Annotated in this window: 27 protein-coding genes; 15 read left to right on the top strand and 12 right to left on the bottom strand. The window is 72.5% G+C overall.

Annotated features, from left to right (window positions below):
• The first annotated feature begins 44 nt into the window (after nt 1-44).
• From D0T12_RS24600 to D0T12_RS24590, 3 genes are all read left to right on the top strand, one after another.
• Nucleotides 45-470, top strand: coding sequence for an ATP-binding protein (locus D0T12_RS24600; protein WP_117402463.1), 426 nt, complete (start codon nt 45-47; stop codon nt 468-470).
• The gene (locus D0T12_RS24595; RefSeq protein WP_117402057.1) at nt 467-1,045 is read left to right on the top strand and encodes a hypothetical protein; all 579 of its coding nucleotides are present in this window, start codon (nt 467-469) and stop codon (nt 1,043-1,045) included. Before D0T12_RS24600 ends, D0T12_RS24595 begins: the two co-directional genes overlap by 4 nt.
• 101 nt (nt 1,046-1,146) lie before the next feature.
• Entirely contained in the window at nt 1,147-2,025 is an 879-nt protein-coding gene (locus D0T12_RS24590) for an SAM-dependent methyltransferase (protein WP_117402056.1), read from the top strand.
• 18 nt (nt 2,026-2,043) lie between these two features.
• Here the strand turns inward: D0T12_RS24590 and D0T12_RS24585 are convergent, their stop codons facing one another.
• Nucleotides 2,044-2,445, bottom strand: coding sequence for a PPOX class F420-dependent oxidoreductase (locus D0T12_RS24585; protein WP_117402055.1), 402 nt, complete (start codon nt 2,443-2,445; stop codon nt 2,044-2,046).
• A 154-nt stretch (nt 2,446-2,599) separates the two neighbouring features.
• Between D0T12_RS24585 and D0T12_RS35975 the strand changes: the two genes are divergently transcribed.
• On the top strand, nt 2,600-3,232 hold the full coding sequence (locus D0T12_RS35975) for an excalibur calcium-binding domain-containing protein (protein ID WP_199487678.1): 633 nt from the start codon (nt 2,600-2,602) through the stop codon (nt 3,230-3,232).
• Nucleotides 3,233-3,265: 33 nt separating this feature from the next.
• Here D0T12_RS35975 and D0T12_RS24575 read toward each other — a convergent pair whose 3' ends face one another.
• Genes D0T12_RS24575 through D0T12_RS24565 form a run of 3 tightly spaced genes read right to left on the bottom strand, consistent with a single transcriptional unit; the run spans nt 3,266 to nt 5,044 of the window.
• Nucleotides 3,266-3,739, bottom strand: a complete 474-nt coding sequence (locus D0T12_RS24575; RefSeq protein ID WP_117402054.1) for an NUDIX hydrolase — start codon at nt 3,737-3,739, stop codon at nt 3,266-3,268.
• An 18-nt stretch (nt 3,740-3,757) separates the two neighbouring features.
• The gene (locus tag D0T12_RS24570; RefSeq protein WP_117402053.1) at nt 3,758-4,321 is read right to left on the bottom strand and encodes a carboxymuconolactone decarboxylase family protein; all 564 of its coding nucleotides are present in this window, start codon (nt 4,319-4,321) and stop codon (nt 3,758-3,760) included.
• Between the two features lie 27 nt (nt 4,322-4,348).
• Nucleotides 4,349-5,044 (bottom strand): DUF4286 family protein, encoded by a 696-nt coding sequence (locus D0T12_RS24565; protein WP_117402052.1) that lies wholly within the window; start codon nt 5,042-5,044, stop codon nt 4,349-4,351.
• Nucleotides 5,045-5,184: 140 nt separating this feature from the next.
• Between D0T12_RS24565 and D0T12_RS24560 the strand changes: the two genes are divergently transcribed.
• From D0T12_RS24560 to D0T12_RS24550, 3 genes are all read left to right on the top strand, one after another.
• Entirely contained in the window at nt 5,185-5,961 is a 777-nt protein-coding gene (locus D0T12_RS24560; RefSeq protein WP_117402051.1) for an IclR family transcriptional regulator domain-containing protein, read from the top strand.
• 296 nt (nt 5,962-6,257) lie between these two features.
• Nucleotides 6,258-7,598 (top strand): cation:dicarboxylate symporter family transporter, encoded by a 1,341-nt coding sequence (locus D0T12_RS24555; RefSeq protein WP_117402050.1) that lies wholly within the window; start codon nt 6,258-6,260, stop codon nt 7,596-7,598.
• A 225-nt stretch (nt 7,599-7,823) separates the two neighbouring features.
• A complete protein-coding gene (locus D0T12_RS24550; RefSeq protein WP_117402462.1) occupies nt 7,824-8,639 on the top strand; it encodes an SGNH/GDSL hydrolase family protein in 816 nt (271 codons plus the stop codon).
• 24 nt (nt 8,640-8,663) lie between these two features.
• Here D0T12_RS24550 and D0T12_RS24545 read toward each other — a convergent pair whose 3' ends face one another.
• Nucleotides 8,664-9,752, bottom strand: coding sequence for a lysylphosphatidylglycerol synthase transmembrane domain-containing protein (locus tag D0T12_RS24545; protein ID WP_117402049.1), 1,089 nt, complete (start codon nt 9,750-9,752; stop codon nt 8,664-8,666).
• Nucleotides 9,753-10,007: 255 nt separating this feature from the next.
• On the opposite strand from D0T12_RS24545, the gene D0T12_RS24540 reads away from it, so the two are divergent.
• Nucleotides 10,008-11,207 (top strand): aminotransferase class I/II-fold pyridoxal phosphate-dependent enzyme, encoded by a 1,200-nt coding sequence (locus D0T12_RS24540; protein WP_117402048.1) that lies wholly within the window; start codon nt 10,008-10,010, stop codon nt 11,205-11,207.
• Between the two features lie 49 nt (nt 11,208-11,256).
• Here the strand turns inward: D0T12_RS24540 and D0T12_RS24535 are convergent, their stop codons facing one another.
• Together D0T12_RS24535 and D0T12_RS24530 are read right to left on the bottom strand one after the other, a co-directional pair.
• A complete protein-coding gene (locus tag D0T12_RS24535; protein ID WP_117402047.1) occupies nt 11,257-12,306 on the bottom strand; it encodes a threonine aldolase family protein in 1,050 nt (349 codons plus the stop codon).
• A gap of 64 nt (nt 12,307-12,370) precedes the next feature.
• On the bottom strand, nt 12,371-12,934 hold the full coding sequence (locus D0T12_RS24530; protein ID WP_117402046.1) for a hypothetical protein: 564 nt from the start codon (nt 12,932-12,934) through the stop codon (nt 12,371-12,373).
• A gap of 536 nt (nt 12,935-13,470) precedes the next feature.
• Here D0T12_RS24530 and D0T12_RS24525 point away from each other — a divergent pair.
• Entirely contained in the window at nt 13,471-14,961 is a 1,491-nt protein-coding gene (locus D0T12_RS24525; protein WP_233526266.1) for a helix-turn-helix domain-containing protein, read from the top strand.
• Here the strand turns inward: D0T12_RS24525 and D0T12_RS24520 are convergent.
• Nucleotides 14,945-15,688 (bottom strand): histidine phosphatase family protein, encoded by a 744-nt coding sequence (locus D0T12_RS24520; RefSeq protein ID WP_117402044.1) that lies wholly within the window; start codon nt 15,686-15,688, stop codon nt 14,945-14,947. The genes D0T12_RS24525 and D0T12_RS24520 overlap by 17 nt on opposite strands.
• Before the next feature lie 61 nt (nt 15,689-15,749).
• On the opposite strand from D0T12_RS24520, the gene D0T12_RS24515 reads away from it, so the two are divergent.
• Both D0T12_RS24515 and D0T12_RS24510 read left to right on the top strand, forming a co-directional pair.
• Nucleotides 15,750-16,115, top strand: a complete 366-nt coding sequence (locus tag D0T12_RS24515) for a hypothetical protein (RefSeq protein WP_117402043.1) — start codon at nt 15,750-15,752, stop codon at nt 16,113-16,115.
• 118 nt (nt 16,116-16,233) lie between these two features.
• Nucleotides 16,234-16,644, top strand: coding sequence for a hypothetical protein (locus D0T12_RS24510; RefSeq protein WP_117402461.1), 411 nt, complete (start codon nt 16,234-16,236; stop codon nt 16,642-16,644).
• A gap of 75 nt (nt 16,645-16,719) precedes the next feature.
• Here D0T12_RS24510 and D0T12_RS24505 read toward each other — a convergent pair whose 3' ends face one another.
• Together D0T12_RS24505 and D0T12_RS24500 are read right to left on the bottom strand one after the other, a co-directional pair.
• A complete protein-coding gene (locus D0T12_RS24505; protein WP_233526265.1) occupies nt 16,720-17,358 on the bottom strand; it encodes an NERD domain-containing protein in 639 nt (212 codons plus the stop codon).
• A 446-nt stretch (nt 17,359-17,804) separates the two neighbouring features.
• Nucleotides 17,805-18,569 (bottom strand): TetR/AcrR family transcriptional regulator, encoded by a 765-nt coding sequence (locus tag D0T12_RS24500; protein WP_199487676.1) that lies wholly within the window; start codon nt 18,567-18,569, stop codon nt 17,805-17,807.
• 109 nt (nt 18,570-18,678) lie between these two features.
• On the opposite strand from D0T12_RS24500, the gene D0T12_RS24495 reads away from it, so the two are divergent.
• Together D0T12_RS24495 and D0T12_RS24490 are read left to right on the top strand one after the other, a co-directional pair.
• Complete coding sequence (locus D0T12_RS24495) at nt 18,679-19,644, top strand: ATP-binding cassette domain-containing protein (RefSeq protein ID WP_117402042.1); 966 nt, start codon at nt 18,679-18,681, stop codon at nt 19,642-19,644.
• Nucleotides 19,641-20,432 (top strand): ABC transporter permease, encoded by a 792-nt coding sequence (locus tag D0T12_RS24490; RefSeq protein ID WP_117402041.1) that lies wholly within the window; start codon nt 19,641-19,643, stop codon nt 20,430-20,432. The genes D0T12_RS24495 and D0T12_RS24490 overlap by 4 nt, the downstream gene beginning before the upstream one ends.
• A gap of 336 nt (nt 20,433-20,768) precedes the next feature.
• Here D0T12_RS24490 and D0T12_RS24485 read toward each other — a convergent pair whose 3' ends face one another.
• The gene (locus tag D0T12_RS24485; RefSeq protein WP_117402040.1) at nt 20,769-21,503 is read right to left on the bottom strand and encodes a zf-HC2 domain-containing protein; all 735 of its coding nucleotides are present in this window, start codon (nt 21,501-21,503) and stop codon (nt 20,769-20,771) included.
• On the bottom strand, nt 21,500-22,099 hold the full coding sequence (locus tag D0T12_RS24480) for a sigma-70 family RNA polymerase sigma factor (protein ID WP_117402039.1): 600 nt from the start codon (nt 22,097-22,099) through the stop codon (nt 21,500-21,502). The genes D0T12_RS24485 and D0T12_RS24480 overlap by 4 nt, the downstream gene beginning before the upstream one ends.
• 341 nt (nt 22,100-22,440) lie before the next feature.
• Between D0T12_RS24480 and D0T12_RS24475 the strand changes: the two genes are divergently transcribed.
• Entirely contained in the window at nt 22,441-23,199 is a 759-nt protein-coding gene (locus tag D0T12_RS24475; RefSeq protein ID WP_233526264.1) for a hypothetical protein, read from the top strand.
• A 76-nt stretch (nt 23,200-23,275) separates the two neighbouring features.
• The gene (locus D0T12_RS24470; protein ID WP_117402038.1) at nt 23,276-23,704 is read left to right on the top strand and encodes a PPOX class F420-dependent oxidoreductase; all 429 of its coding nucleotides are present in this window, start codon (nt 23,276-23,278) and stop codon (nt 23,702-23,704) included.
• The last annotated feature ends 12 nt before the right edge of the window (nt 23,705-23,716 follow it).

The raw sequence follows: 23,716 nt of genomic DNA, 5'->3' as shown, positions 1-23,716 counted from the left end.
CGAACGATCCGCAACAGATGTCCGTCACGACCCGAGGTGTTCTGATGTCCCTGACGATGCATCCGGCAACGCAGTCCGCGCCGCTGTGCTGGCGGCGGTCCTTCCCCGGCGTGGTCGAGCAGGCCCGTGCCGTCCGCCGGTTCGTCGGCTGCCTGCTGGCCGACTGTCCCTACCTCGACGACGTGCTGCTCGCCGCCGACGAACTCGTCGTCAACGCCCTGTGCCACACCAAGTCCGGGCAGGACGGCGGCTTCTTCGTCGTCGAGATCGTCAGGGACGGCGGACGCGTCGCCGTGTCGGTGGCCGACCAGGGCGGGCCCGGCGAGCCCGCCGTGCTCGACGCCGCCGAGCTCGCTGAGTCCGGGCGCGGGTTGCGCACCGTCTCCCACACCGCGGCGAGCTGGGGCTGGTACGGCAACGACCAGGGCCGCACCGTCACCGCCGTCTTCGCGGGGAGCTGGGCCGCGTGAGCGAACCCGCCGCCTGGACGCACCAGCAGGTCCACCATCAGGTCCACCGACGCGTCCACGCCGCCATGACCGCCGCGATGCGCGCCGACGTCCACGCCATCGAAGCGGCACTCGCCCGAACCGGAGACCTCGACCCCTACAGCCGCGAGTTCGTCGCCGGGTCCCGGCGTCTCGTGCTCGCCGGCACGGCCGCGCTCACCTGCGTGCTCTCCGCGCACCGGCCCGGCGACGACCCGCACGGGGGACAGGTCTGCCGCGGCTGCGGCACCCGCCACTGCCGCACTCTGCACGGCGTCGCCGACGTTCTTGCCGCCTACACCGTCCACCCGGGGACCGTCGACCGCGCCGAGGCGTGGCGCCGCGCCGACGCCCACTTCGGTCGCGGCGCCGTGCCCGTCCCGGTGATCATCGAGGAGTTCGCGGACGGGTTCATCGCCCGCGCCGCCGACGGCCCCCACGACGACCCCGCCCCACTGCTGATCGTCGACCGGCACACCGGGGCGCTCAGCCGCTGGCCGTCCCTGCCGGTCGACGTCCTCGTCCGCGAGTACACGAACCGCCGGGCGAGCCGGTAGGGGTCGGCCGCATCCGGAAACGGCCGTGTCACCGCTTTACCATCTCTGTCATGATGTGTTGATTTCTGTCGGTCGACCAGTTCGGACGAAAGGTCTCGGCCATGGGGGAAGCAGGGCCCACTCCGCCGTCGGGCGTCGACACCGCGGTCCCCAACGTCGCCCGGATGTACGACTACTACCTGGGCGGAAAGGACAACTACGCCGCCGACCGGGAGGCCGCGGAGAAGGTCATCGCGGCGATGCCGGGATCGCGGATCGGGGCGCGCGCCAACCGGGCGTTTCTCATGCGCGCCGTCCGGTATCTGGTGGGGGAGGCGGGAGTCACGCAGTTCCTCGACATCGGCGCGGGGCTCCCCACCCAGAGCAATGTGCACGAGGTGGCGTTGTCGGTAAACCCGGACGCCCGTGTCGTCTACGTCGACTGGGACCCGACGGTCTGCGCGCACGGCCGCGCGCTGATCCGGAACCCGCGCCAGGTCGGCGTCGTCGAGGGGGATCTGCGATGTCCGGACGCCGTCCTGCGTCACGAGACGACCCGGGCGCTCCTGGACTTCGACCGTCCGATCGCGGTGATGATGGTGTCGATCCTGCATTTCGTCGCCGACTCCGACGATCCCCCGAGCCTCGTCGCGCGGTACCGCGACGCCACCGCCCCGGGAAGTCACCTGGTCGTCTCGCATCTGACCGGGGACCTGCTGGAGAAGGCCGTCCCGGAGGAGACCGAGCGGGCCAAGGAGGTCTACCGCCGCACCGCCAGCCCCGTCCACCTGCGGTCGCACGAGCGGATCCAGGAACTGTTCAAGGGGTACGACCTGGTGAGTCCGGGGCTGTCGTGGCTGACCGACTGGCGCCCCGACCAGCCGGCCCCGGACGGCTCCACCGTGGTGCGACTCGACGAACGGCGCGGCGCGCCGGTCGAGGAGGCTCCCGGGTACGGCGGCCGGATCCCGGCCTACGCGGGCGTGGGCCGCAAGTCCTGACCGTCCGGGGCCGGGAGGTCAGGCGGCGGTGCGCTTGCTCATGCCCTCGACGGCGGGGTCGAGACCCCAGGTGAAGATGGTGTGCGGGTGGACGCGGATCAGGTCCGGGCCGAACGGGGAGCCCGGCCCGGGGTCCTCCACGAGCGTCTCGGCGCGGCCGCGGATCTCGATGCCGCGGACGTGCCAGGGCTGGACCGAGGCCAGGTCGTCGATGACGAGGGCCACCTGCTCGTTGCCGGCGATGTTGCGGTACTTGCGGGACTTCGTGAGGTTCCAGCCCCGGATGTCGAAGGCGCCGATGTCGGCGTTGTAGGTGTACCCGACCGGGTTGTTCTGCGGGTCGCCCTTCGGGCCGACCGTGGCGAGCCGGGCCAGGCGTTGGGTGGCGAGGTAGTCGCGCTCGATGTCGGTGAGGAACATGGCCCCAGCATGGAACCTCAACTCATCTTCAGGTCAAGTGCGGCATTTGGCGAGATATTCGCCTCCGGGAGACGTGTTCCTTCTGTTGGTATCCGAAGGTTTGCTGTGAACTGGGTGTCATGGTGCGGCGGGTTCCACGAGGGAGCCACGTACCATGCCGGAACCATCCCGTTCTCTTGCCGACCGTGTCGCACACCGCTGGTTTACGGCGGTCCTCGCCGTTCTGGCCGTGGCCGTCCTGCTCGGAGCGCTCGTCTCGTGCGGAACGGGTTCGGACGAACCTGAACAGGCCGGGCGACCGGGGACGACCGTGCCGCCCACCTCGGCTCCGCCGACGCCGCCACCTCCGCCGCGGACGCCACCTCCGCCTCAGCCCGGGGAGGAGTCTCCGGACCCCCGCCCGGAGGACGGTCTCGACCCGCGCTTTGCCACGTGCGCGCAGGCCAACGCTCGCGGCTACGGCCCCTACGTCAGGGGCGTGGACCCCGAGTACTACTGGTACCTCGACCGTGACCGTGACGGCATCGACTGTGAGCCCTGGATGTACTGGCCGTCGCCGAGCGAGCCGCCGAGTGAGGAGCCGAGCCCCCTGCCGAGCGAGCCGCCGAGTTCCCCGCCGGACGAGGTTCCGGATCCCTCGTCGCCTGGTGAGGCGCCGTCCGACGGAGACACGCGCACGGAACCGCCGTCACCTCCGAGCGAGGAGCCGCCGGGGCCCGGGGAGCCGCCGTCCGACACCGAGCCCGGTGGGGAACCCTCGGAGCCGGTGCCGGGAGAGCAGCCGTAACGCGATCGTCCGTCCCGGCGGGCGGGGCGGAGGTCAGGACGGGGGCGTCAGGGAGAGGATCAGCGCTCGCAGGCGCGGGGACATCTCGTCCGGCAGGTCGTCCAGCGCGTACCAGCGGGCTTCGAGGATCTCCGCCGCGTCCAGGTCGAGGCGCCCGCCGGTCACGCGGGCCTCGTAGTACGTCTCGATCCGGTGCCGGAAACCGCTGGCGACCGCCGCCGGGGGGCCGCCGACCTTCACCTCCAGGGACGTCTCCTCCCGCACCTCCCGGGCGACGCCGTCCTCCAGCCGCTCACCGGCCTCGACGTAGCCGCCGGGCAGGCCCCACGCCCGGTACGCGGGCCAGAGCCGGTGCCGTAGCAGCAGGATCCGGCCGTCGTCGTCGCGGACGATCCCGCCCGCGTACACCAGGAAGGTCCGGTGCCGGAGCCGGGCGAGGCGCCACTGCGTCCGCCCGCCGAGCCGCCTCCAGGCTCGCGCCGCCGCGGCGGCGAACCGGATCCTCATTGCGCAGATGGTAGCCGTTCAGTCGGTGACGCGGAGGACGCGGAGCTGGTCCGCGACGAGCCGGTAGTAGCCGACGAGCGTCACCAGCTCGTACAGGCGGGCGAGGCCGAGGACGTCGGTCGCCGCGGTGAAGCCGTCGTCGGTGAGGTCGCCGCTGGCGGCCAGTTCCCGGGCCGTGGCGAGGACGGTGATCTCCACCGGGTCGTCGAGGCCGCAGTCGGCGCCCGCGCGGATCGCGGCGAGCTGGTCCTCGGTGATCCCGGCGTGCAGCGCCGCGTGGCTGTGGACGGCCCACTCGTACTCGGAGCGTTCGTGCGCCGCGACCGCGAGGATCGCCAGCTCCTTCTGTCTCTGGGTGAAGCCCGTCCCGAAGCGGACGGCGGTGCCGAGCTCCTGCAACGCGTTGCCGAGTTCCGGGCTGAGCAGCATCCCGTTGAACGGGCCGCGCAGCCGTCCCTCCTCGTCGGCGATCGGGAACGGGCGGTTCGTGGTCGCGCGGGCGCTGTCGAGGAGCCGGTCGTACAGCGCGCGCTGTTCGGCGGTCAGGTCGGCGGGCCGGAACGCGTCGACGCGGGCAGGCATGTGTCTCCCCCGAGAGAAGGTGGTCGGTCAGCGGGCGCCGGCGGGGGCGCCGCCGGTCCGGAAGCTGTTGTGGTAGGCGAAGGCGCGGCGTTCCTCGGCCGTGACGGTGCGCATGACCTCGGTTCGCCACGGCGTGTTCGTGGCGGCCCGGTAGGCGTCGCCGTCGAAGACGCCCGGGTCGTCGATCTCGTGGAGGGCGAGGAAGCGGGGCGCGTCGCCGTCGACGAGAGCGTACCGCCGGGTCCGGCGCCAGCCGGGCAGCGCGTGCAGGGCAGGGATGTGCTCCTCGGTGTACCAGGAGTGGAACCCGGACTCCCGCGCGGGCTCGACGGTCATCCCGCGGGCCAGCACGAGCGGGGGCGGCGTGGCGGCGGGCGTGCCGTGGTCGTCCACCAGCTCGTAGATCCGGCGGTCGAGGACCTCCAGCGCGGACATGACGGCGGTCTCCCGCGCGCTGCGCCGCTCGCGCAGCCGCCGGTACCCGGGAGTCTGGAGAACGCCCAGGTCAAGGTCGTACCATGCGAGCCAGGACGGGGCCTGGCCGTCGACGGCGCGGTACCGGTGACCCCGGTGGACGCCCGGCAGGGCGAGCCGCGCGGGGCCGTGCTCGTCGTCGTACCAGTCGTGGAACGCGGCCTCGTCGCCGATCCGCGGCTGGGACAGGACGTAGAGCAGACCCTCGGTCCCGCCCAGCGGCTCGTCTTCGGGCTCGTCTTCGGGCACGGTCGGGCCTTCCCTCGCTCGGCGGGTCCCCGGATCCCGGGGACCGTTCCGGATGCCGGAGACTAGGGTTGTCCACGGAATCCGTTCTACTGACGAACGTTCGTGCGTCGGTAGATAACATTGGAGTCGGGAGTTCAGGAATGTCAAGGCAGGACCCGGATGTGATCGACTCGGTCGAGAAGGCGTTCCGCGTGCTGGAGGCCTTCTCGGCGGACCATCCGACGCTGACCGTGAGCGAGGCGGCGGAGCTCACCGGCCTGTCCCGGGCGACCGCCCGGCGCATCCTGCTGACCTGCGTCCGGCTCGGGTTCGCGGAGGTGGACGACCGCCGGTTCCGGCTCCTGCCGCGCGTCCTGCGCCTCGGCTACGGATACCTCGCCTCGCTGCCGATCTGGGAGCGCGCCCAGCCGCACATGCGCCGGCTGGCGGAGGAGGCGCGGGAGTCGTGCTCGGCGGCCACCCTGGACGGCGAGGAGATCGTCTACGTCGCCCGCGTGCCCGCCAAGCGCAGCATGTCGATCGTGCTGAACGTGGGTTCGCGGCTGCCGGCCCACCCGACGTCCATGGGGCGGGTCCTGCTGGCCGCGCTGCCCCCGGACCGGCTGCGCGACCGCGTCCGCACGATGCGGCTCGACCAGCTCACCCCGCACACCATCACCGACCCGGCCGCGCTGGCGGCGGAGCTCGACCGCGTCCGCGAACAGGGTTACGCGGTGGTGGACGGCGAACGCGAGGAGGGGGTCCGCTCGGCCGCGGCGCCGGTCCGGGACGGGTCGGGCGCCGTGATCGCCGCCATCAACGTGTCGGCCAACGCGGGCCGCGTCTCGGTCGCCGACCTGTACGAGCGCTTCGTCCCGCTGGTCGTCCAGGCGGCCGACGCCATCTCCCGGGACATCGACTTCGTCCCGTCGAGCTAGGGGCAGGACCGGCCCACTTCGCTCGCCTGGCGGCTCGCTACGTGACCGTTCCTGGGGCGAACGCGCATCGCTTCGCGATCTGCCCGGTTTCGCTCGCCTTCGGCTTCGCTGCGTCGGGCAGTTACGCGTTCGCGTGCGGGCTGAGGGCACGTCGAAACAGGCCCTCGGCGTAGTTCTTCGACGAGACCAAGCCTGACGGCTCTGGCTCGTCGGACTCTTGACCTCGATCTGCCCGTCGGTCACACTCGCCTTCTAACCGGCGTACACTTGTGCGACTGACGAACAGAGGTGGAGCGATGTCCAGGGCCACGTCCGCACTGCGGACCGCCTTCACCACGAAGCTCTGGCTGACGGTACTGATCGCCCTCGCGCTCGGCGCCCTGCTCGGGTTGGTCGCGCCGGACGCCGGGGCGTCCATGCAGCCGCTCGGCGACGGCTTCATCTCGCTGATCCGGATGCTCGTCGGCCCGGTGATCTTCTGCACGATCGTCACCGGGATCGCCTCCGCCGGCGCCCTGGCGGGCATGGGCCGCGTCGGCGTCAAGGCCCTGGTCTACTTCGAGATCATCACCACCATCGCGCTGATCATGGGCCTGGTGGTGATGAACGTGCTGCGCCCCGGCGACGGCGTGCACGCCGACCCCGACGCGATCAAGCTCACCGGCAAGGCGAGCGAGTACGCCGCCGACGGGGAGAACCAGCACTGGTACGACTTCCTCGTCAACATCATCCCGGAGAGCGTGGTCAGCGCCTTCGTGGACGGGAACGTCCTGCAGATCCTCCTGGTGTCCGTGCTGTTCGCCATCGCCCTGAAGATGATGGGCGAGCGCGGCGCCCCCATCGCCCGCGGCGTGGAGCGGGTCGGCGAGGCCGTCTTCGGCATCGTTCGGCTGATCATGTATCTGGCCCCGGTCGGCGCGTTCGGCGCGATGGCCTACACGACCGGCAAGTTCGGCACCAAGACGCTGACCAGCCTCGGCGCCTTCGTCGGCCTGTTCTGGGCCACCGGGATCGTGTTCTGCCTGCTCGTGCTCGGCGCCGTCGCGAGGCTCTGCGGCATCCGCATCCTCCCCCTCTACCGCTACTTCAAGGACGAGCTGCTCATCACGCTCGGCACCGCCAACTACGAGGCGGTCATGCCGCAGCTCATCGAGAAGCTGGAGAGGCTCGGCTGCCCCCGGCCCATCGTCGGGCTGGTCGTCCCGTCCGGGTACGCGTTCAATTCCGACGGCGTCTGCCTCTACATGGGGTTCGCCGGGCTCTACATCGCGCAGGCCTTCGACATCGGCATGTCGTTCTGGCAGCAGCTCGGCCTGCTCGCGGTCTTCCTCATCACGTCCAAGGGCGGCGCGGGCATCGCCGGGGCGGGCTTCGTGCTGCTCGCCGCCAGCCTCTCCACCACGGGCGTCATCCCGATCGCCGGGATCATGCTCATCTTCGGTGTCGACCGGTTCCTGTCGATGATGCGCGGCATCGTGAGCCTCTGCGGCCAGATGCTGGCCAGCATCGTCGTCAGCAAATGGGAGGGCGTGTTCGACCGCGACCGCGCCATGCTGATCCTTAGGGGCGGCACCCCGGCCGACGAGCCCGCCACCGCCGACCCGGTTCCCGCCGCCCCCGTCGGCGGCAAGGCGTGACCGCGCGGCAGGGAAGGCCGCGGGACGGAATTTCGTCGGGGGAGAGTATCGGTAATGATCGTTGAATGGTGGTCACTTTCACGAGGAGCCTCGGAAATGTCCTGAGATGTCCAGATCTCAAGGGCGAATAGTGACAAATGATGTTGATCAGATCGTAAGCTTCGGGGAATTGCCGCGAGGGTATGATGCCGACGTTACAATTCGATACCTCGCCCCGGAGTGCAGATGCGCCCTCTCCGCCCCAGCCTGGTCGCCTTCGGTGTGGCGACACTCGCCGCCGGATCCCTGCTCTGGCCCGCGTCCGCCTCCGCGGCCGCGACCAGCTATGTCGCTCTAGGAGACTCCTACTCGTCCGGCACGGGGGCCGGAAGCTACGACCCGGCCAGCGGGTCGTGCACGCGCAGCACCAACGCCTATCCGAAGCTGTGGGCGGCGGCGCATGAGACCGCGTCGTTCAAGTTCGTCGCCTGCTCCGGCGCGACGACCGAGACCGTCATCAGCGGCCAGCTCGGCGCGCTGAGCTCGTCCACGACGCTGGTCAGCATCTCGGTGGGCGGCAACGACGCCGGGTTCGCCGACGTCATGCAGACCTGCGTGCTGAAGTCGACCTCGACCTGCCAGAGCCGGGTGGCGCAGGCCGAGACCTACATGAAGAACACTTTGCCGGGACGGCTCGAATCGGTGTACTCCAAGATCCGCGACAGGGCGCCGTCCGCCCGCGTCGTGGTGCTCGGCTATCCCCGCCTCTACCAGATCGTCGACGTGTGCGTGGGGCTGAGCAAGGCCAAACGCACCGCCCTCAACCACGCCGCCGACACGCTGGCCGGGGTGACCGCCAAGGCCGTGAGCCGCGCCGGCTTCACCTGGTCCGACGTGCGGGACGAGTTCTCCGGCCACGAGCTGTGCTCAGGCGACGACTGGCTCAACGCCGTCACGATCCCGTTCGAGTCGTCCTACCACCCGACCGCGCGTGGCCATCGGCTCGGCTACCTGCCCGCCCTGACCGCTTCCGCCCGCGCCGCCGTGAAGCAGGACGCCTAAACCTGATCTACAACGTAAAGGCGCTCACCGGCGGAGCGTACGACAGGCCAGCACGCCCAGGGGGACGGGCGCCCAGAACGTGATGGCCCGGAAGAGCAGCACCGCGTGCAGGGCCGGGCCGGCCGCGACGCCGAGCGCGGCGAGCGCGGCCACCAGCGCCGCCTCGGTGGTCCCGACGCCGCCGGGCGTCGGGATCGCCGAGCCCGCCGCCGCGCCGACCAGGTAGGCGGTGACGAGCGCGAGCACGTCGGTCGGGCCCGCGCCCGTTCCGGGCACGGCGAGAACGGAGAGCGCGAACCCCAGGCCGAGCGCCAGCGTGGTCGCGGCGGACCCGGCGAGGGTGACCGCCAGGTCGCGCGGGCGGCGGCACAGGTCGGCGAGGCCGGCCGCGGCCCGTTCCAGCGCGGCCCGTCCGAGCGGGGAGCGGCCCGCCGGGGTGGCGCGGGCGGCGCGCCGGGCCCACAGCGCGGCGGCGGGCAGCAGCACACCGCCCACGACGAGGACCGGGACGGGCGGGACGAGTCCCGCGGCCGCGACGGCGTGGCTGCCCAGCGCGTCCAGGACGCGGCCGTCGCCGCCGCCGAGGCCGAAGACGGCGGCGAGCAGCAGCAGGTCCGCGAGAACGCCCGCCACCTGGAAGACGGTGACGGCGATCGCGGCCCGGGGGAGCGGCAGACCCCGGCAGACGAGGTAGCGGGTGTTGACGGCGACGGCGCCGAGCCCGCCCGGCGTGACGCGGTTGGCGGCCGCGGCGGTCAGCTGCGTCAGCGTCGTCTCGTACAGCGGGATCGGCCGTCCGGACGCGGCGCGCAAAGCGATCGCGGAGAACACGAAGTGCAGCGCCGACAGCAGGATCAGCGCGGGCAGGAACGCCCAGCGCATCCGGGTGAACGCCGCCGCCGCGCCACTGATCGTCGAGCGGAGCGGGCCGCCGGTCAGCAGCAGCGTGACCACGGCGGCGGTGAGCAGTGCCCCGAAAATGGTCCAGCGGGTCAGGCGGATCCGGCGGGTCCGGTGGGACCGCCGGAGCGGGAATGGTGTCGCGGCGTCCGCGCCGGGGCCGGGGAGTCCGGCGGGCGCCGCGCGTTCAGCGCCTGCGGCGATCGTCTCCACACCTCAGTGATCGGCTATTTGACTGAAGCGTACGCGACGGCCAGACCTGCGCGGCACGAACGATGGGGGACGTTCGAGGCGTCCGCATCGCCCGCGCCCGCGGGGTTCGGGCGGCGTGGCGGACGGGGCGGAGGGATTCTTGCGCGGCGCGCCTCTTTGGTCCACGCCATAGTTGAATTTCACACTATGATTAGGCTCAGTTACAGGACGTGACGGTCGCATGACCGAACTTTGGAGGACCGGGGGAGTGAAAGCATGACCGGCGTACACCAGCGGCTGGGTGAACGGATCAGGCACCTCAGGGGAGGCAGGTCCGGCAGGGGCGGCCGCCGCCCCGGGCCGGCGAAGGCCTCCGGCGGCCGGGCGATCGTGCTGACCTGTGGCGACTACCTCGCGATCGCCGAGCATCCGGCGATCACCGACGCCATGATCGTCGGCCTGCGGTCGGCGGACGCCGCGGCCCCGACGCCCGGCCCGTGCCTGTCCGACGATCATCCGCAGATCGTCCTCGGCGCGGAGTTCGCCCGGCACATGGGCGCCCGCGCGGGGGTGCTGTGCCCGTCGGGCTGGGCGGCCGGCACCGGTCTGATGCAGGTGGTCGCCGGGCCGGAGGTTCCCGTCTACCTGGACGTCCTCGCGCACCCGTCGCTGTGGGAGGGGGCGCGGGCGGCGGGAGCGGAGCCGGCCTGCTTCCGTCACAACGACCTCGGCGACCTGGGCCGCCGGGTCGAGGCGGGCGGCCCGGGGGTGGTCGTCGTGGACGCGGTCTACGGCACCGACGGTTCGGTGGCGCCGCTGCCCGCCCTGGTGGAGTTCGCCGAGGAGCACGGGTGCCTCCTCGTCGTGGACGAGTCGCACTCGCTCGGCACGCACGGCGAGCGCGGTGAGGGCCTCGTCGCCGCGCTCGGGCTCACCGGACGGGTCGACTTCCGCACGGCGAGCCTGACGAAGGCGCTGGCCGGACGGGCGGGTCTGATCGTCTGTGACCGTCCGGGGTTCGTGGACTACTTCGCGCACGCCGCGCTGCCCGCCGTGTTCGGCTCGGCGTTGCTGCCGCACGACATCGCGGGTCTCGCGGCGGCGCTGAAGGTCGTCCGGGACGAGAGCCGTCGCCGTGACCGGCTCCGCGTCGTCACGCGCCGCCTGCGGGACGGGCTGACGGAGCTCGGCTGCCGGTTGGTGGAGTCCGACACGGCGATCATCGCGATCGAGGCGGAGTCGGAGGCGGAGGCGACGCGTGTCCGGGACGCGATGGTGTCCGGTGGGGTCTACAGCGCGGCGCTGTTCGGACCGACGGCGTCGGCGGGGCGGACGCTGGTGCGGCTGTCCGCGCACGCGGGGCTCACCGACGGCGACGTCCGCCGGGTGCTGGAGGTGTTCGCCCGGACCGGCGACCCGGTGGCGGCGTCGTCGCGGTCCGGGCGGTCGGTTCGTCACGGCGCCGGTCGGTCGTGACCGTGCCGGGGCGACGGCGCGGTTCGGGGCGGCGCGGTTGGGGGCGGGGTCAGGCGGACGTCTCCTCGGCGAGCGCGGCGGCGAAGGCGTCCACGTCGTCCTCGGTGGTGTCGAAGGAGCACACCCAGCGGACCTCGCCGGTCCGTTCGTCCCAGATGTAGAACGGGAAGCGTTTGCGCAGCCGCTCCGCCGCGGCCCTCGGCATGACGGCGAACACGGCGTTGGCCTCCACGGCCTGCGTGATCTCGACGCCGGGCACGGCGCGGGCGGCGTCGGCGAGGCGGCGGGCCATGGCGTTGGCGTGGGCGGCGTTGCGGAGCCACAGGTCGCCGTCGAGCAGCGCGGCGAGCTGCGCCGACACGTACCGCATCTTGGACGCCAGTTGCATGCTCGACTTGCGGAGGTAGGGGACGCCGCGCGCCGCGTCCGGGTTCAGCACGACGATCGCCTCGCCGAGCAGCAGCCCGTTCTTGGTGCCGCCGAACGACAGCACGTCCACGCCCGCGTCGGTGGTGAGGGCGCGCAGTGGCAGGCCGAGGGAGGCGGCGGCGTTGGCGACGCGGGCGCCGTCCATGTGCAGGGTCATGCCGTGCTCGTGCGTCGCCGCCGCGATCGCCGCGGTCTCCTCGGCCGTGTAGACGGTGCCGAGTTCGGTGCTCTGGGTGATGGAGACGACGGCGGGTTGGCGTCGCTGGACGTTGCCGAAGCCGGTGGCGTGCGCCTCGACGAGGTCGGGTGTCAGCTTGCCGTCCGGTGTCGGCACGGTGACGAGTTTCAGGCCCGCGATCTTTTCAGGCGCGCCGCACTCGTCGGTGTTGATGTGGGCGGACTCCGGGCAGATGACGGAGCTCCACCGTTCCGACATGGCCTGCAACGACACCACGTTCGCGCCGGTGCCGTTGAACACCGGGAACACCTCGGCCCGTTCGCCGAAGTGGCGCCGGACGATGTCGCGGAGCCGGGCGGTGGTCGTGTCGTCGCCGTAGGCGGGTTGGTGCCCGGTGTTGACGGCGGTGAGCGCGGCGAGGATGTCGGGGTGGACGCTCGCCTGGTTGTCGCTGGCGAACGCCGGGGCGGTGCCGGTCGGGGACTGTGTCATAGGTGCATTGTCCGACACCCTGATTTGTGCCGTTCTGTCGGCCGGTGTTGGCGTTCCGCCGCTTTCATGCGGGCCGGTCGGTGATGTTCTGGACCGGGGCGGGTGTGGCGTCGGCCGGGGGTTCGGCGGCGCGCAGCGCCATGCGCGCCCGCATGGCGTCCAGGTCGTCGCCGAGCCGCGCGACGTTGGCCTGGAGGTCGCGCCACAGCCCGGTGCGGTGCTCCAGTTGCGCGAGTTTGGTGCGCAGGTCGGCGATGCGTCGTTCGGCGGCCTCCAGCCGGGTGTGGTGGCCCGCCGTGTCGCGGCCGGTGCGGATCAGGCTGGTGGCGACGGCTGCCAGGTCGCGTTCGGTGTCGTCCATCCGCTCGTCGATGCGCGGCAGGAGCCGGTCGTTGAGCTGGCCGACGAGGGAGTCGAGTTCGGTGCGGAGCGTCCGCAGCTCGGTGTCCTGGTCGCGGACGGTCTGTTCTAGACTCGCGAGACGTTCGGTGTAGGAGGGGAGGAACCGGCCGAGTTCCGCCGACCGTTCCAGATCTCGCCCGAGTCTGACGAGAAGGCCCGCGCCTTCTCGCAGCTGGCGCTCCGCCTCGGCGGCGGCGCGGCGGACGAGACCCGGGATCACGGTCATGGCGCTCCCTCCAGGGGACGGTTGGGATGGATTCCTCCTAAACTCTAGGCGAACCACGTCTGAACGTTTTGTGGTCCGGACGTTTATTTCGGTGGTCGGAGCCGATTTCCGGCGTTCGTCGGGTGGGGTGCCGTGCGGCAGCCGCACAGCCCGCGGCGGACGATGAGCCAGGCGCGTTCGGCGGTGTAGTCGGCCCGGGTTCGGGCCGGGCGGACACGGTGACAGGTCAGGCAGAGCATCGGTCGTTCGTCCTCCCCGTGGCGCGGGCGGCGGCGGTACCGGCGCGGCGTCCCGTGCGCGTTCCCCCGAACGCCCGTGCGGGACGACGGGACCCCCGACCGGCCGTCCTGCTCCCAGCGCCGCCACGTTAGGCGCCCGAAGGTTGCATGCACGTTGCGGTCGATTGGTCACTGTCCGTGTGAGATTTCGCGGTGGGAACCCCGGAAACGGTTGCGCCGCCACGCGGATGGGCCGATCCTCGGACGGGCCGGGATGCAGTCGGAGGATCGGGGTAGTTCGGGGAGGGAGTGTTGGTGGTGCAGAGTCCGGTGGCCGTCCGGCCGCCGATCCTCGAGTCGTGGCGCCGCTCCCAGGTCGCCGGTGTCGACGCGGGTGTGGCGGCCGCGCCGCTGGTGTTCGACCGCGACGTTCTCGCCGACGCCCGGGTCGCCCATCCGCTCGAACGTCACCTGCCGATGCTCCAGGAGCTGCTCCGGCGCGTGGCCGACGAGACCGAGCATCTGATGGTGATCAGCGACGGCACCGGGCACGTGCTGTGGCGCCAGGGGCCGCCGGCCGTGCGGCGCGCCGCCGACGCGATCGGGCTGACGGAGGGTTTCCGCTGGTCGGAGGACGCCGTCGGGACCAACGGGATCGGCACCGCCCTCGCCACGGGACGGCCCGAGTACGTGTACGCGGCCGAGCACGTCGCGCACGTCCTGCACGGCTGGTCCTGTGCGGGCGCTCCGATCACCGACCCCGACTCGGGACTGGTGATCGGCTGTATCGACGTCAGCGCGACCGCGGCGGCGCTGCATCCGGCGACGGTCGCGCTCGTCGCGGCGGCGGCGGGGCTCGCCGAGGCGCGGCTGGAGAACGAGATGCGGCAGCGGGACGAGCGGTTGCGCGAACGGCTCCTGCCGCATCTGCGCGCCTCGCGGGAGACCGGTGTGCTCGTCACCGCGACCGGCCGGATCGTCGGGACCGGCCCGGGTGAACCGGGCGTGGCGGGGTGGCGGGGGCGGCGGGTGCGCGTCCCCGAGTGCGGCCGGACGGTCACGTTGCCGGACGGGCGCGCCGCGGTCGCCGAACCGCTCGGTGAGGCGTTCCTGTTGCGCCTGCGCGGGGGTCCGCCGCCGCGTGCCGCGTCCGTGTCATCTCCCGCCGGCGGCTCGCCGTCTCTCGGTGGCGCGCGGGTCGGGGGCGGGTCGCCGTCCCCCGGTGGGAGGCCGCTGCTGACGCTGTCGTTCCTCGGCGACGACCGCCCGCGGGCCCGGTTGGACGGCGCGCCGTTCGCGTTGACGCTGCGGCACGCGGAGATCCTCGCGCTGCTCGCCCTGCATCCGCGCGGCCTGACCGGTGACCGGCTCGCGCTGTACCTGTACGGCGACGACGGCAGTCCCGCGACCGTCCGGCCGGAGATCCACCGGCTCCGCCAGCAGCTCGGCGGTCTCGTGCGCGCCCGCCCGTACCGGCTCGGATGCGCGGTGGAGGCCGACTTCCTCACCGTCCGGCGGTTGCTGGACGAGGGTGACGTCGCCGCGGCGGTGCGGCTCTACGCCGGGGAGTTGTTGCCCGGTTCGGACGCGCCCGCCGTCCGCGCGGAACGTGACGAGTTGGCGGTGCAGCTCCGGCGGCTGGCGCTCGACCGCGGCGGCGCGGACGCGTTGTGGGCCTACGCGCAGACGGAATCGGGGCGCGCGGACCTGGAGGCGCTGGAGCGGCTCCGGGCCGTCCTTCCGGCGGGTGATCCGCGGTTGGCCGCCGTCGCCTCCCGCAGCGACCGTCTCCTCAACGAGGAGCCTTAGACGGGGAGTCGTCGACGTCGGTGAGATGGGTGCTGTCGTTGTAGCAGACGGCCCGCGGACCGGATCCGTCCAGCCGCCACCGGCTCACCGAGGCGTTCGCGACGCGTGTCTTCTCGATCTCCAGGACCTCCCGCTCCGACAGGCCCTCCACCAGGTACCGGGTCATGACGACGATCACGTCGTGCGCGACGACCAGGACACGTCCCCCGGGTGCTTGGGCCTCCAGGTCCCGGTAGAAGCTGCGCAGCCGCAGCGCCAGGTCGGCCCAGGACTCGCCGCCGGGCGGCCGGTAGTAGAACTTGCCGAGGCGGCGCAGCCGGTCCGCCTCGTCCGGGAAGCGGCGGCGGACTCCGAGTTCGGTGAGGCCGGACAGGACGCCCTGCTCGCGGTCGCGGAGCCGTTCGTCGACGCGGAGCCGTAGCCCGTCCGGGGCCTGCGGCGCGGCGTACGGCGTCTGCGCGAGCGCGATCCCGGCCGTGTCGAGGGCGCGGACGAACGGGGAGGCCACGACGGTGGTCGGGCGTTCGTCCTCGGGGAGGGCGGCGAGCCAGCGGCCGAGGTTCGCGGCCTGCGCGCGGCCGGTGTCCGACAGCGGGACGTCGGCGTCCCGTTCGGGGACGTCGTACTCCTCGGCGTCGGTGCCGAGCAGGGCCTCGTAGGCGAGGTTGGCGGTGCTCTCGCCGTGCCGGGTCAGGATCAGCCATCGCAGCGCGTTCACGCCCGCCATGGTGCCACGCCTCCACCTTTCCGCGAACGCGTCCTCTACAGGCTGTAGTACTCTTTTGTCCGTGACGGACGCCCTGTCCACTGTGATCATCGTGGTGGCCTTGCTGGTCGCGGCCTACGCCCTGGTGACGACGCTGCGCAACCGCGCCATGGACGCCGCGCATCTCATCGCGCTCGGCGTTCTGGAACTTCTGCTGGTCGCGCAGGCCGTCGTCGGGATCGTCAAGCTCTCCGGCGACGAGGGACCGGACGGTTCGGTGACGTTCGTCGGCTACCTGATCGGCATCCTGCTCATCCCCCTCGCGGGCGCCGGATGGGGCCTGCTGGAACGCACCCGGTGGGGATCCGCCGTGATCATCGTGGTCGGGGTCGCGGTCGCGGTCATGGTGGTCAGGCTGGGCCAGCTGTGGAGCGGCACCGGTGTCTGAGTTCGAGCGCGCCCGTCCCCCCGGTGGCGGGGCCCGTGCGGACGGCGGCGTCCGCGCCGACGCCGGCGCCCGCACGGGCGGCGCGTCCCGTCGCGGCACCGGGGGAGGGCCGGGACGGCTGCTGGTCGCCGTCTACGCGGTGTTCGCGTTGGCGGCCGGTGCTCGGGCCGGTGTGCAGATCGCCACCCGGTTCTCCGACGCGCCGCTCGCCTACGCCCTGTCGGCGTTCGCGGCGGCCGTCTACGTCCTGGCGACGGTCGCGCTCGCCCGTGGCGGCCGGACGTCGTTCCGGGTCGCCGTCGCCGCCTGCGCGACCGAACTGGCCGGCGTGCTGGTGGTGGGCTCGCTCAGCGTCGCCGACCCCGACGCGTTTCCGGACGAGACCGTCTGGTCCGGGTTCGGGCGGGGTTACGGGTTCGTGCCGTTGGTGCTCCCGGTCGTGGGCCTGCTGTGGTTGCGCCGCACCGCCCGCTCGGGTGGCGGGCCCGAAACGGGCGGTGGGCGCCCTGTGGGCGGCGGCGGCGAGTGAGCCCTCCGACCACAGGTGTCCGTGGGTCCCAGGGTGGGTTCTGCGCGCGGTCATGCCGGGGTCACGCGGGCGCGTTCACGCGGCGGTGGGCGGGGTGAGCCGGCCGCCGATCGGAAGGGCGCGCACGGCGGCCCGGGCGATGGCCTCGACCTCGTCGGGGGAGTAGTCGGCGGACGGGTTGCGTTTCATCCAGCGGATCAGTCTCAGTGGCGGCGCGAACACGATCCCGTCGGCGGCGAACGGCGCCCGGACGAGTTTGCCGCCGTGCACGGCCAGCACCGGCCGCACCTTCACGGGCACCTCCGCGACCCGTGAGATCAGCTCGGCCGCGGCGTCGGCCCGCGCGGTCAGCTCGCCCACCAGCTTGGACTGGGTCCGGCCGTCGATGAACAGCCGTCCGCCGTGGTGGGAGATCTCCGCGTCGGGACGCCAGGCCTCGTTGTGCACCAGCCACACGCCGCCCGGCCCGACCACGAGTTCGTCGGCGGACCCGTGACCCGGGACCACCCGCTCGTACAGAACCTGGTGTCCGCGCCGCTCCAGCATGAGGCGCGACCACCGGTTCATCCGCTCCGTGCCGCGCAGCCCGCGCCGCCACACGCTGGACGCGTGGTAAACGCGCCAATGGACGAACGCGTCCGCCGACGCCACCAGCACGGCCATCACGATTCCGAATATGGCGTTGACCAGCAGCCCGCACACAAGGAGCGTCACCACCGCCAGAATTGCGCGGGTCCGCAATCTCCCTTTTCGGCCGCGCTGCCACAGGTCCTCGTATACGGCCTGAGGTGAACCTCCGGTGAACGCCGCCCTGTCCCTCAGGTAGATGGAGCTGCCGATCATGACGAACCTTCCCAGCACCCTGCGATGACGCCCTCATTATGGGGACGTCCGAGGCAATGTGGCCACACTTTGGAAGGTGACGTAAATCAAACGTGGAAGCAACTTCCCGGCTGGAAAGCATTGCCTACCTGGTATTTCTGCATGGTTGGACGGACCGATCCGCGGGAAGATTTCTGAAGCGGCCACAGAATGGCTGAAAGGCACGGTGCAAGTCTCACCGCAACGAACAGAGCCTTTTTCATTCGGGTGGCATGACCCGCATGAGCCGTCACGCAGCGGAACGGTCCCGGCGGCGCGTGGTGGGGGTCGCGCCGGTCCTAGCGGGAGCCGATGAGGGCCTCGATGCCGTCCAGGATGCGGGCGAGCCCGAACTCGAAGGCGCGGCCGGGGGAGATGGCCGAGTTGTACTCCATCCCGGCGGCGGTCCCGACGCGGGTGGCGACCGGATAGTCGTCCTCGTTCACGAACGTGTCGAGGGCGGGCGCGACGGCGTTCCACCACTCGACGTCGCTGATGCCGCTGCGGCGCTCGGCCTCGGCGGCGTTGACCGACACGCGGGCGGCGCTCTCGGCGAAGCCCGTGACGAGGGCGACGACCGAGTCCATCTCCACGTCGGTGAGGCCGACGCCCTCCACGGCGCGCAGTTCGTTCTCGTACTTGGCGATGGTGTTCGGGCCGAGCGGCGGGCGCGCCAGCGTCACCCGCAGCAGCCACGGGTGGCGGTGGAAGAGGGCCCAGTTGTCGCGGGCGACGTGCTCCAGCCGCTCCCGCCAGGTGTCGCCGGACGCGGGCGTCAGCTCTCCGAACACGCGGTCCACCATGACGTCGATCAGCTCGGCCTTGCCGGGCACATAGGTGTAGATCGACATGGGGGAGACGCCGAGCTCGTCGGCGATGCGGCGCATGGACGGCGCGTCCAGGCCCTCCGCGTCGGCCAGCGCGATCGCGGTGCGGACGATCTCCTCGGCGGTCAGTCGCGGCTTCGGCCCGCGCCTCGGTGGACGGTCGCCCCGGTCCCGCGCGCCCCACAGGAGCTCCAGGCTGCGCATCGGGTCGCCGGCCCCGCTGTACTCGGTCGTCACATCGCGATCCTCTCAGGGATGAAACTCTGTACGTCGTACGTTATATTGTCCGCGAACAGCAACTCCGTACACCGTCCATAGTTGTGGCGTACATAGTTTTGGAGGACGGGTGACGCGATCTTCCTTCGCGGTCCACGCCGCGGGCCTGCGCAAGCGCTACGGCGACACGGCCGCCCTCGACGGGCTCGACCTGCGGATCCCCGCCGGGACCGTGCACGGCCTGCTCGGCCCGAACGGCGCGGGCAAGACCACCGCCGTGCGCGTCCTGACGACGCTGACGGCGCCGGACGCCGGAACCGCCAGCGTCGCCGGGCACGACGTCGTCCGGGAGGCGGAGCGGGTGCGCCGCGCCATCGGGCTCGTCGGGCAGCACGCCGCCGTCGACGAGGTGCTCGGCGGGCGGCAGAACCTCGTCATGTTCGGCCGCCTCTACCACCTCGGCTCCGCGGAGGCGCGGCGCCGGGCGGACGAACTGCTCGACCGGTTCCGGCTCACCGACGCCGCCGACAAGCCCGCGGGCACACTCTCAGGCGGCATGCGGCGGCGGCTCGACCTGGCCGCGTCCATGATCCTCGCGCCGCCGGTGCTGTTCCTGGACGAGCCCACCACCGGCCTCGACCCGCGCAGCCGCATCGAGGTGTGGGACGCCGTCCGGGACCTGGTGGACGGCGGCACGACCGTCGTGCTCACCACCCAGTACCTGGAGGAGGCCGACCGGCTCGCGCACGGCGTCTCGGTGATCGACCACGGCCGGGTCATCGCCGAGGGCACCCCCGACGCCCTCAAGGGCCGCCTCGGCGGCGACCGCGTCGAGGTCGTCCTGGACGACCCCGCCTCGCTCGAAACGGCCGCCGCGATCGTCGGCCGGGTCGCGTCCGGCGAGGTCGACGTGGACACCGACGCCCTCCGCGTCGGCGCGCCGGTCTCCGGGCGGGGCGCCGCGCTCACCGAGACCGTCCGGGCCCTGGACGACGCGGGCGTCGCGGTCGCCGACATCGGCCTGCGCCGCCCCACGCTCGACGAGGTGTTCCTGAGCCTCACGGAAAAGACCGCCGAACAGGAGGTACGCGCGTGAACGTCCGGACACTGCGCTGGGCCGTCGCCGACGGCCGGACACTCACCGGGCGGGCCCTCGCCCACTGGGCGCGCAAGCCCGGCGAGGTCGCCGTCGCGCTGCTGTTCCCGGTGATGGTCGTGCTGATGATGGGCTACCTGTTCGGTGGTCAGATGGACGTGCCCGGCGGCGGCGCCTACCGGGAGTTCCTCATCCCCGGCATGTTCGCGCTGACGATGGTGTTCGGCGTCGAGACGACGTTCGCCGCGGTCGCGAGCGACGCGGCCAAGGGCGTCACGGACCGGTTCCGTTCCATGCCGATGTCCTCGTCCGCCGTGGTCGTGGGCCGGGCCGTCGCCGACATGCTGCACTCGGTCGCCGGGCTGGCCGTGATGGCGGCCTGCGGCGTGCTGATCGGCTGGCGCGTCCACGACGGCGCGGGCCGGGCGCTCGCCGCGTTCGGGCTGCTGCTGCTCCTGCGGTTCTCGCTGGTGTGGCTCGGCATCTTCCTCGGCCTCCTCGCGAAGGGCCCGGAGTCGGTGGCGGTCGTCCAGACGCTGGTGTGGCCGATCGGGTTCCTGTCCAGCGCCCTGGTCGCGCCGAGCACCATGCCGGACTGGCTCGGCGCGATCGCCGAATGGAACCCGATGTCGGCGACGGTCACGGCGTGCCGGGAACTGTTCGGCGACGGCGTGACAGGCGGGTCGTGGGCGGCGGAGCACAGCGTGCTGATGGCGGTGGTGTGGCCCCTGCTGATCACCGCGGTGTTCGCCCCGCTCGCGGCCCACCGCTACCGCACCCGTTCATGACAGGAACGGCCCACTTCGCTCGCCTGGCGGCTCGCTGCGTGACCGTTCCTGGTGCGAACGCGCATCGCTTCGCGATCTGCCCGGTTGCGCTCGCCTTCGGCATCGCTCCACCGGGCAGGTCACGCGTTCGCGCGTGGGCTGAGTCCGCGGACCGCTACCGCAACCGTTCATGACAGGAACGGCCCACTTCGCTCGCCTGGCGGCTCGCTGCGTGACCGTTCCTGGTGCGAACGCGGCATCGCTTCGCGATCTGCCCGGTTGCGCTCGCCTTCGGCGTCGCTCCACCGGGCGGGTCACGCGTTCGCGGGGTGGGCTGAGGCCGCGGGGGGACCGGCTCTAGCCGGGGACGGTCAGGAGCGTGCGGGGGCTGCCCGCGAACTCGCCGGTCGTGCGGACCTCGAAGCGGGAGATCTCCCGCGGTCGCAGGGCGGTGCCGCCCTGCAACGTGAGGCGTGGTCGCGCGGAGCCGGGCAGCCCGTACCCGGCCGCGGGCACCGCCCAGCCCGCGACCGTGTGCGGGCGGCCCGCGCGGTCCACGGCGACCAGTTCGCACTCCAGCGGGCCGCGGACCCTGCTGAGCTCCAGCGCGATCCGGCTGCCCCACGCCGTCCGCCGCGTCGCGACCGTCCCGGTCGCGCCGGTGGTCGCGTCGGCCGCCGACGTCCGGTGACCGTCCCGCAGGAGCGCGGCCGTTCCGGCGTCCTCCTGGGACGCCGTCCGGTCACGGTCGGCGCCCAGCGTGTAACCGGTGCCGAGCGCCCCGCCGACCAGCACGACGCCGGCGGCGGCCGCGGCCATCGCCCGGGCCGCGCGGTGTCGCCGCTCCCGGCGGATCCGCCGCCGCAGCAGGTCGGAGATCACCGCCGGTTCGGGCGGAGCCGGGGGCCCGCCCGCCGGTTCGGGGATCCGGCTTATGCCGTCCAGCGTCGCGGCGACGCCGCGCAGCTCCGCGAGCTCGGTGTCGCAGGCAGGGCATCCCGACAGGTGGTTCTCGAACGCCCGCCGGTCGGGCTCCTCCAGCAGGCCGAGGGCGTAGGCGCCGACGTCGGTGTGCGACATGGCCGCGCTCATGGCGTCACGCCCCTTTCCTCCAGGGCGACGCGCAGCGCCCTGAGCGCGTAGTAGACCCGGGACTTCACGGTTCCCACGGGAATGCCGAGATGTTTGGCGGCCTCGTTCACCGAGCGGTCCCGGAAGAAGGTCTCGTCGAGGATCTCGCGGTGCGCGGGGGACAGCGCGAGGAGGGCCTCGGACACGACGACGGAGCGCAGCAGGTCCTCCAATCCGTCGGGGACCCGCATGTTCTCCAGCGGGCCCTCGCCCGCCTCCTGCGGCCGGGCGTTCTTGCGCCGCTGGTCGTCGATGACGATCCGGCGGGCGACCGTCGCCAGCCACGGCAGCAGCGAGGCCGCGTTCTCGTCGAGCTGGTGCGCGCTGCGCCACGCGCGGATCATCGTCTCCTGCACGACGTCCTCGGCCCAGTGCCGGTCCCCGCCGGTCAGGCGGAGGACGAACGACAGCAGCGGACGCCCGTACACGCGGTACAACTCGGTCACGATCACCTGGTCGTCCACGTCGCCCGCGGGCCGCGGGCCGCGGAACCAGCTCCACGGACCGGCGGGACGTTCTCGGGGGGCCGACACGGCGGCCGGTGATCTGTGCGCCATTTCGGGGGTCTCCGGCTGAAGCGGGGGCGGACGACGCGGTGACCGTGCGCCGGACGGGGGTCGAGCGTCGGCATCGCGTCGAGAAGCAGTACGGGACCCCGGCGCCGGAGGTTCAACGGGAGCCCGGTGGTGGCCGGTCCGCACCCCGTTCCTTACTGGTTCGCCACCTTCTCCTTACCGTGGGCGCGGACGGTCCGCGGGCCGCGTCCTAGTTCCGGTGATGGACACGGCACCCCGTCGCCGTCGGTCCGGAGCAGGGGCAACGCTCACTCCAACCCGTGGAGCGAATGCGGGCATCAGGCCCATTTGCCCAGATCAGGACCGAGGGGCGGGATCGGGACATGAGAGGGAACGGCGACACACGACTCAGCTACCGCCTGCTGGTGGCGGTGGACATCCAGGGGTACAGCAAACGCGACACCCGCGAGCAGCTGCTCGCGCAACGCGACCTGTGCGACGCGCTCGACCGCGCCGCGCACGCCGCCGGCCTGGACCGGGGTCGGTGGGACAAACAGGTCGGCGGGGACGGGGAACTGGCGACGCTGCCGGACGGCACCGACCCGGCGGCCGTGGCGGGCGACTTCGTCATCGGCCTCGCCGACGCGCTCCGCGAACGCAACCGGGAGACGACCGGCGCGGCCCGCCGCGACACGGGCCGGCACCCGCTGCGGGTGCGGCTGTCGCTGCACCACGGCACGCTGACCGCCGGGCCGTTCGGGCCCGCCGGCGACGCGCCCATCGTCGTCCAGCGGTTGCTGGACGCCGCGCCGCTGCGCCGCCTCCTGCACGACGACGCGGATCGCGACCTGGCCTACGTCGTCTCCGACTCGCTGTTCGAGGACGTCGTGCGGACCGGGTTCTGCGCGCTGGCGCCGGAGGCGTTCCAGGCCATCAAGGTCACCGCGAAGGGCACGGCCTTCCGCGGTCACATCCTCACCGGCCGCGCGGCCCACCGCCCCGCCGAGACGGAAGCCCGCGGCGACCGCCACGACGGAGGGGGTGGCGGCGGTGGCGATTCCGGTTGCGGCGGCGGCGAGCCGGGCGATCGGCTCGCCCCCGAGGCCCGCGTCCTCGACTTCCCGGCCTTCGCCGTCGGCTAGGCCCGGGAAGCGAACGGGCGGGTGCGCGGTTGACGCCTGCGAGACCGGAGATACCGGTGTGCCACGGAGGTGGACGATGGCGGACGAAGCGGCCCTGGCGAAGCTGTTGGCGGAGCACGACCTCGGAGTGCTGATCACCCTCAAGCGGGACGGCCGGCCCCAGTCGTCCAACATCAACTACCACTTCGACGAGGGCCGGCGGCTCGTCCGGATCTCGATCACCGCCGACCGGGCCAAGGCCCGCAACCTGGCCCGGGACCCGCGGGCGAGCCTGCACGTCAGCACCCCGGACGGCTGGTCGTACGCCGTCGCCGAGGGAACCGTCGAGCTGTCCGCCGTCGCCGCCGACCCCGGCGACGCGACCGTCGACGAACTCGTCGAGGTGTACCGGGACATCCGCGGCGACCACCCCGACTGGGACGAGTACCGCGGCGTCATGGTCGAGGACGGCCGCCTCGTCGTCCGCCTGCACGTCGAACGCCTCTACGGACGCGTCGGCTCCTGACCCTCCCGCGCC

This window comes from Actinomadura spongiicola (genome assembly GCF_003432485.1).
Taxonomy (GTDB): Bacteria; Actinomycetota; Actinomycetes; order Streptosporangiales; family Streptosporangiaceae; genus Spirillospora; species Spirillospora spongiicola.
Note: the sequence above shows the minus strand (reverse complement) of the source record. Positions and strands in the feature narration are given on the sequence as shown.

What these genes read in the sequence shown, in the direction of transcription:
- D0T12_RS24600 (WP_117402463.1), top strand. Translation starts at nt 45, where the DNA reads ATGTCCCTGACGATGCATCCGGCAACGCAGTCCGCGCCGCTGTGCTGG.
- D0T12_RS24590 (WP_117402056.1), top strand. Translation starts at nt 1,147, where the DNA reads ATGGGGGAAGCAGGGCCCACTCCGCCGTCGGGCGTCGACACCGCGGTC.
- D0T12_RS24585 (WP_117402055.1), bottom strand. Translation starts at nt 2,445, where the DNA reads ATGTTCCTCACCGACATCGAGCGCGACTACCTCGCCACCCAACGCCTG.
- D0T12_RS35975 (WP_199487678.1), top strand. Translation starts at nt 2,600, where the DNA reads ATGCCGGAACCATCCCGTTCTCTTGCCGACCGTGTCGCACACCGCTGG.
- D0T12_RS24575 (WP_117402054.1), bottom strand. Translation starts at nt 3,739, where the DNA reads ATGAGGATCCGGTTCGCCGCCGCGGCGGCGCGAGCCTGGAGGCGGCTC.
- D0T12_RS24570 (WP_117402053.1), bottom strand. Translation starts at nt 4,321, where the DNA reads ATGCCTGCCCGCGTCGACGCGTTCCGGCCCGCCGACCTGACCGCCGAA.
- D0T12_RS24560 (WP_117402051.1), top strand. Translation starts at nt 5,185, where the DNA reads ATGTCAAGGCAGGACCCGGATGTGATCGACTCGGTCGAGAAGGCGTTC.
- D0T12_RS24555 (WP_117402050.1), top strand. Translation starts at nt 6,258, where the DNA reads ATGTCCAGGGCCACGTCCGCACTGCGGACCGCCTTCACCACGAAGCTC.
- D0T12_RS24550 (WP_117402462.1), top strand. Translation starts at nt 7,824, where the DNA reads ATGCGCCCTCTCCGCCCCAGCCTGGTCGCCTTCGGTGTGGCGACACTC.
- D0T12_RS24540 (WP_117402048.1), top strand. Translation starts at nt 10,008, where the DNA reads ATGACCGGCGTACACCAGCGGCTGGGTGAACGGATCAGGCACCTCAGG.
- D0T12_RS24535 (WP_117402047.1), bottom strand. Translation starts at nt 12,306, where the DNA reads ATGACACAGTCCCCGACCGGCACCGCCCCGGCGTTCGCCAGCGACAAC.
- D0T12_RS24530 (WP_117402046.1), bottom strand. Translation starts at nt 12,934, where the DNA reads ATGACCGTGATCCCGGGTCTCGTCCGCCGCGCCGCCGCCGAGGCGGAG.
- D0T12_RS24520 (WP_117402044.1), bottom strand. Translation starts at nt 15,688, where the DNA reads ATGGCGGGCGTGAACGCGCTGCGATGGCTGATCCTGACCCGGCACGGC.
- D0T12_RS24485 (WP_117402040.1), bottom strand. Translation starts at nt 21,503, where the DNA reads ATGAGCGCGGCCATGTCGCACACCGACGTCGGCGCCTACGCCCTCGGC.
- D0T12_RS24480 (WP_117402039.1), bottom strand. Translation starts at nt 22,099, where the DNA reads ATGGCGCACAGATCACCGGCCGCCGTGTCGGCCCCCCGAGAACGTCCC.
- D0T12_RS24475 (WP_233526264.1), top strand. Translation starts at nt 22,441, where the DNA reads ATGAGAGGGAACGGCGACACACGACTCAGCTACCGCCTGCTGGTGGCG.
- D0T12_RS24470 (WP_117402038.1), top strand. Translation starts at nt 23,276, where the DNA reads ATGGCGGACGAAGCGGCCCTGGCGAAGCTGTTGGCGGAGCACGACCTC.